This is a genomic window from Flavobacterium sp. (genome assembly GCF_044361065.1).
Classification (GTDB): domain Bacteria; phylum Bacteroidota; class Bacteroidia; order Flavobacteriales; family Flavobacteriaceae; genus Flavobacterium.
The window spans coordinates 1-3,736 of sequence record NZ_JBIKJI010000180.1 but is presented as its reverse complement, the minus strand read 5'-3'; the positions used below and the strand labels follow the sequence as shown (position 1 = coordinate 3,736).

General features: G+C 25.4%; 4 protein-coding genes. 2 read left to right on the top strand and 2 right to left on the bottom strand.

From position 1 onward, the window contains the following. Positions 1-219, bottom strand: a 219-nt coding sequence (locus ACIQ11_RS09490) for a hypothetical protein (protein WP_396154381.1), incomplete at its 3' end; no start/stop codon positions are given. A gap of 93 nt (positions 220-312) precedes the next feature. Next, positions 313-1,149 (bottom strand): GLPGLI family protein, encoded by an 837-nt coding sequence (locus ACIQ11_RS09485; RefSeq protein WP_396154380.1) that lies wholly within the window; start codon positions 1,147-1,149, stop codon positions 313-315. A 117-nt stretch (positions 1,150-1,266) separates the two neighbouring features. Between ACIQ11_RS09485 and ACIQ11_RS09480 the strand changes: the two genes are divergently transcribed. After that, positions 1,267-2,946, top strand: coding sequence for a sensor histidine kinase (locus ACIQ11_RS09480; RefSeq protein ID WP_396154379.1), 1,680 nt, complete (start codon positions 1,267-1,269; stop codon positions 2,944-2,946). Then, positions 2,939-3,616 carry a response regulator transcription factor gene (locus ACIQ11_RS09475; RefSeq protein WP_396154378.1) on the top strand — a complete coding sequence of 226 codons (678 nt, stop codon included), beginning with the start codon at positions 2,939-2,941 and terminating at the stop codon, positions 3,614-3,616. The genes ACIQ11_RS09480 and ACIQ11_RS09475 overlap by 8 nt, the downstream gene beginning before the upstream one ends. The last annotated feature ends 120 nt before the right edge of the window (positions 3,617-3,736 follow it).

The window sequence follows — 3,736 nt, the reverse complement described above, 5'->3', positions numbered from 1 at the left end:
GTTTTTTTGAAATGCTTTTTTCATAGCTTCTTCAAACGCTTCTTTATCTATTCCTGCTAAAGCATCTTTCGCCGATTCTTTTTCAGATTCTTTTGAAATAGAAACAGCTTCTTTTTTAGATTTATTTTGAATGGTTTGATATTCTACTTTTCCATAAAAATCTTGCCCAAAAAGCGTTGCAGAGAAAAGTAGTAAACAGAATTTAGATATTTTTTTCATAATTTGAATTTTTTATATTATAAGTCGCTACTATTATAAATAATTATTAGACTATTTTTTTTTTATTTGTTACAAATTTTAAAAATTTTATTTTTAGAATTTAGATTTAAGTTCTATAACTCCATTTTCATTAGTCATACTTTTTATTTTTTCTTCTTTTAATTCCTCAAATTCTTTCTGAGTTACTTTTTTGCCTGTTTTAGGTTTAATTATTTCCGTTTTTTCTTTTGGGTTTAAAATAATTTTAGAACATAAAATGGTTGTGTTTCCATTATGTAATTCAAGAATTAATCCTGGAAGTCCCCAAAATTTATCGGGTCCATTGGAAATTGGAATATCTAAAGTATACCAGGCTTCGATAATTTTTTCCTTAGGCTCATTTAATGTAATAAAATTTGTTTGTCCACTTTCTATTCTTTTTTTAGATTCTTCATATTTCTTCCAATCTTTTTCTGTTACTGGAACTATAATTTGTGCTTTATTACATTTGTAGCTACCAATTTCTTTTTGTTCATCTTTAATGATCCAATTCATTTTTTCAAGTGAATCGCAAACCAAAAATTCTTTACCAAATATATCTCCTTCGTTTATAAAATTATTTGTTTTTAAATTTTTATAATACTTTGATCCATTACCTGAAAAATTAGATCGGACTTGAAATTCTCCTCCATTTGGTTGTGGCGAATCTAATTTTTTTTCCGTTTGATAAATCGACTCTTGCTCATTAAATGTTAGAATATAGTTTTTTTCTATACCTTTTTTTAAACTTTCTAATATTTTTTCTTGCATTCCAGGATCTAAAGTTGAACTTGAGATTTGAGTATCACTCATATTTCTAATTGAAGTGTAATAAGCTATTCCTTGGAAATTTTGTGAGAAGCTATGTGTACAGATTAGTATAAATAGCGTAATTAATACATTTTTTTTCATTTTTACATTTTTTAGTTATTATGCAAAGAAAAGTTGTTTTGTTTTAATCAATCGTTAATGATTGTTAACGATTGTTAACGTTCATATTTATTATAAAATTGTATATATCTTTGAAGAATGAAGTTAAATACTAAGAAAATAGTCGCTTTTATTACAGGGATAATTTTATTTACAATTTGTTTGCAAGTCTATTGGAATTATAAGAATTATCAATCTAACGAAGTTAGACTTAAAAATGAGATTCAAATTGCTTTCGATAAATCTTTAGAGTTTTATTTTGATGAAGCTTCAAAAGATAAATTTATAACAGTCTTTAGTTCGGATTCTACAATTCAAATTGAAGATTTTATGAATAAAATTAAAACCGACTCAATATTTGGTGAAAAACTAAAAAGAGAAAAGAAAACGCCTAAAGCTAATAACCATTTTACTCATTTATCATTTAATTATAATGACATAAAGGATAAGAATACTAGAAAAGCCTATGTTGTTTCTCCAAAAATAGATACCATTGTTTTGTCAAAAAAAACAAGTCCAAAATACAATTTAGATTCATTTAGAATTAATACTCCTAGCATAAAATTAAGTGCTGTAAAAATTGAACGTGATTCTTCAAAACATTACAGTTTTTCTAAAAATGCGAAAGCTTTAAAACAATCTGATTCTGTTTTTGTTTCTGATAAATTTATAATAGCTAAAAAAGACAAAAAGGATAATATTATTGTTTTGAAAGGGAAAAAAGCTATGGATTCCATTCAAAAAAACAAAAAGTATCGCAATAAAATTAGTATGACATTTGTTAATGATACTATTAAATATAAAACTTTAGACTCTATTTTTCAATCCGATTTAAAAAGAAAAAGTATTGTTTTAACTTATGAATTTAGTCATTATAAAAACGACGCTCTTTTTTTTACTTACTTAAAAAGTAAAAATAAATTACCATTTCAAATCAAACCGAATTCCACTTATTTCAAACCTAAAGAAACGATTTATCTTAATTATAATTACTCAAAAAGTATTATTATTAATCGTATGGGTGTAGAATTGATTTTGTCTTTATTGTTTTCTTTAGCGGTAGTAAGTTGTTTGTTTTTTCTTCTTGTAATCATTAAAAAGCAAAAAAAGATTGACGAAATAAAAAACGATTTTATCAATAATATCACACACGAATTTAAAACGCCAATTACAACTATTGGTTCTGCCTTAGAAGGAATGAGTAATTTTAATCCAGATAATGACCTAGTTAAAAATAAAAAATATATTGATATATCATTTATACAGTTACAAAAACTAGAAAAAATGGTTGAAAAAATATTGGAAACGGCGATATTAAATGTCAAAGAAATTCAATTGAACAAGGAACAAATAAATATGGTTTCTTTTATTAAGTCAATTACTGAAAAACATTTAATGACTTCTAATAAATCAATTTCATTTCATTTTCAAGATAATGTTATGTTTTACAATGCAGATCCATTTTATTTGGAAAATGCCATATCAAATTTAATAGATAATGCCATAAAATATGGTGGGGATATTATAGATGTTAGTTGTTTTAATTCAGAAAAATTATTGATTATTGAAATTAAAGATAATGGTAATTCCATAACAAAGGCAAATGAAAATCAAATTTTTGAAAAATTTTATAGAATTCCAAAAGGAAATTTACACGATGTTAAAGGTTACGGCATTGGATTATATTATACAAAAACAATCCTCGAAATGCATAAAGGCAAAATTGATTTAATTCGAACAAATGAGACTAATTTTAGGATAGCGTTACCAAATGAATAAAAAAGTCAAAATATTGCTTGCCGAAGATGAAGTATCTTTAGGTATTATAATTAAAGAAAGCTTAGAAAGTAGAAATTTTGAGGTAGTTTTATGTGAAGATGGTGAACTTGCACTGAAGCATTTTAAAAAATCAAACTTTGATGCGCTTGTTTTAGATGTAATGATGCCCAAGAGAGATGGTTTTACTTTAGCACAAGAAATTAGACAAACAAATAAAAACGTTCCTATATTATTTTTAACTGCTAAATCGCAAACAGAAGATGTAGTTAAAGGTTTTAAAATTGGCTGCAATGATTATATAAAAAAACCGTTTAGCATCGAAGAGCTAATTGTACGAATAATTGCGCTAACCAATAAAATTCAGAATACTAATTCTACAAAATTTCTTATCGGACTTTATACATTTGAAACAGAATCCCAGCAATTAATATTTAACGATAAAATATATAAACTTACAAATCGAGAATCTGTATTATTAGAGTTTTTTGTAAATAATAAAGGGCAAGTACTTGAAAGAGCTTTAATACTTAACGCTGTTTGGGGAAATGATGATTTTTTTAGTGGTAGAAGTATGGATGTATTTATAACTAAATTGAGAAAAAAATTAAGCCTCGATACTACAATTGAAATTATTAATTGTAGAGGACGAGGCTATAAATTGATATTTTAATATTTTATCTAGAAAATCTCATTTGCATACCACCTCTTGATCCAGGTCCGCCGCCCATTTCACTCATTTCTTTCATTTTTTTAATCATAATATCGTCATATTCTTTTTGAGAGACTTTAT